Origin of the sequence: Janthinobacterium sp. AD80, assembly GCF_002878455.1 — a bacterium.
In the GTDB taxonomy this organism is placed as follows: domain Bacteria; phylum Pseudomonadota; class Gammaproteobacteria; order Burkholderiales; family Burkholderiaceae_D; genus Janthinobacterium.
Genome location: NZ_NRDQ01000358.1, coordinates 1 through 1563, shown reverse-complemented (window position 1 = coordinate 1563; position 1563 = coordinate 1). Strand labels below are relative to the sequence as shown.

Annotated in this window: 1 rRNA gene; it reads left to right on the top strand. The window is 50.9% G+C overall.

What is annotated here, in order from left to right:
- Window positions 1–1563 (top strand): 23S ribosomal RNA (locus JaAD80_RS29465); the annotation flags it as partial.

Sequence of the window (1563 nt, the reverse complement as noted above, 5' to 3'; positions counted from 1 at the left end):
ATAGGAGCCATAGTGGGTGATAGCCCCGTATGTGAAATCGGACCGGTGGTACTAAGCGTACGACAAGTAGGGCGGGACACGTGACATCCTGTCTGAATATGGGGGGACCATCCTCCAAGGCTAAATACTCGTAATCGACCGATAGTGAACCAGTACCGTGAGGGAAAGGCGAAAAGAACCCCGGAAGGGGAGTGAAATAGATCCTGAAACCGTGTGCATACAAACAGTAGGAGCGGACTTGTTCCGTGACTGCGTACCTTTTGTATAATGGGTCAGCGACTTACATTCAGTGGCAAGGTTAACCGAATAGGGAAGCCGTAGAGAAATCGAGTCCGAATAGGGCGATCAGTCGCTGGGTGTAGACCCGAAACCAAGTGATCTACTCATGGCCAGGATGAAGGTGCGGTAACACGCCCTGGAGGTCCGAACCCACTAATGTTGAAAAATTAGGGGATGAGCTGTGGGTAGGGGTGAAAGGCTAAACAAACTTGGAAATAGCTGGTTCTCTCCGAAAACTATTTAGGTAGTGCCTCAAGTATCACCATCGGGGGTAGAGCACTGTTATGGCTAGGGGGTCATTGCGACTTACCAAACCATTGCAAACTCCGAATACCGATGAGTGCGAGCTTGGGAGACAGACGTCGGGTGCTAACGTCCGGCGTCAAGAGGGAAACAACCCAGACCGCCAGCTAAGGTCCCAAAGATTGGCTAAGTGGAAAACGAAGTGGGAAGGCTAAAACAGTCAGGATGTTGGCTTAGAAGCAGCCATCATTTAAAGAAAGCGTAATAGCTCACTGATCGAGTCGTCCTGCGCGGAAGATGTAACGGGGCTAAGCCAGTCACCGAAGCTGCGGATATTGTTCTGTGATTTATCACAGATATATATGGTAGGAGAGCGTTCTGTAAGCCTGCGAAGGTGTCTTGTAAAGGATGCTGGAGGTATCAGAAGTGCGAATGCTGACATGAGTAGCGATAATGGGGGTGAAAAGCCTCCACGCCGTAAGCCCAAGGTTTCCTGTTCAACGTTCATCGGAGCAGGGTGAGTCGGCCCCTAAGGCGAGGCAGAGATGCGTAGCTGATGGGAAGCAGGTTAATATTCCTGCACCGTCGTATGATGCGATGGGGGGACGGATCGCGGAAGGTTGTCTGACTGTTGGAATAGTCAGTTTCTGTCTCATAGAAGGCGCTTAGGCAAATCCGGGCGCGGAATTCAAGGGGATGGGACGAGTGAACTTGTTCACGAAGCAATCGGAAGTGGTTCCAAGAAAAGCCTCTAAGCTTCAGTCATACGAGACCGTACCGCAAACCGACACAGGTGGGCGAGATGAGTATTCTAAGGCGCTTGAGAGAACTCGGGAGAAGGAACTCGGCAAATTGGTACCGTAACTTCGGGAAAGGTACGCCCCGGTAGCTTGATTGGTTTACTCCATGAGGGTGAAAGGGTTGCAATAAACTGGTGGCTGCGACTGTTTAATAAAAACACAGCACTCTGCAAACACGAAAGTGGACGTATAGGGTGTGACGCCTGCCCGGTGCTGGAAGATTAAATGATGGGGTGCAAGC